Below are 974 nucleotides of genomic sequence, written 5' to 3' on the forward strand. Positions count from 1 at the left end.
ATCGTCAAATTTCCATGTTAAAAATGGAGGGTATCAGACTGCCTGCATCAACTGTTAATGGTTGGTTTCAGGGAGGTAGCGATTTACTTCGAGCCCTTTATTACCGACTAAAAGATATTGTTCTGAAATCCAATTATATCCAGGTTGATGAAAGCACTGTGCCGGTTATCAATAACCAAAAACATAAAGCCCAAAAGGCTTACCTGTGGATGGTTCGCTCAGTAATGGACAACCTGGTTTTTTTCCACTACGACAAAGGCTCCCGGGCACAAAAAGTAGTGGTTGATTTGTTAAAGGATTACCAGGGAGCTGTTCAAACAGATGGATATCAGGCATACTCAATCTATGAGCAAAAGAAAGGTGTTCTACTCCTGGGTTGCTGGGCGCATGCGCGCAGGAAATTCTCCGAAAGTCTGAAAGAGGACAAAACCGGAGCTGAATATGCATTGGCACAAATCGCCAAACTCTATCAGGTTGAAGCAATGGCTACCGAACAGGAGATGGATTATGAGCAAAGGGCAGAACTTCGAAGGCGCCTGGCCTATCCTATTATGTGTGCTTTTGAGAAATGGATTCAAGGCTATTACCCAAAAGCATTGCCGGGTGGAAGAATGAGCAGGGCTCTGGCTTATACCTACAATCTTTTCTTACGTCTGTCCCGCTATCATCTTGATGGCCGCTACCTGCCTGACAACAACCTGGCCGAAAATGCCATCAGGCCCCTGGCCGTTGGAAGAAAGGGATATTTGTTTTGTGGCAATCATGAGTCGGCAGAGAATGCTGCCATCATGTATTCACTTCTGGGGTGCTGTAAAGCCAGTGATGTGAATCCCCGGCAGTGGTTGACCGATGTGTTTACCAAGATTACATTGTACAATAGTAACTACGATCTGGACCTGGCTGACCTTTTGCCCCACAATTGGAAAAAATCCAACGATTGCGGGAATTTCTCTGAAAGCTCCAACTAATTCCAA

At 45.3% G+C, this 974-nt stretch carries 1 protein-coding gene; it reads left to right on the forward strand.

What is annotated here, in order from left to right:
- On the forward strand, nucleotides 1–968 hold a 968-nt coding region (gene tnpC, locus OQ5_RS19840), incomplete at its 5' end, for an IS66 family transposase (protein ID WP_016775580.1).
- Nucleotides 969–974: the final 6 nt, after the last annotated feature.

Origin of the sequence: Anaerophaga thermohalophila str. Valhall (assembly GCF_000250735.1) — a bacterium.
GTDB classification, from domain to species: Bacteria; Bacteroidota; Bacteroidia; order Bacteroidales; family Marinilabiliaceae; genus Anaerophaga; species Anaerophaga thermohalophila_A.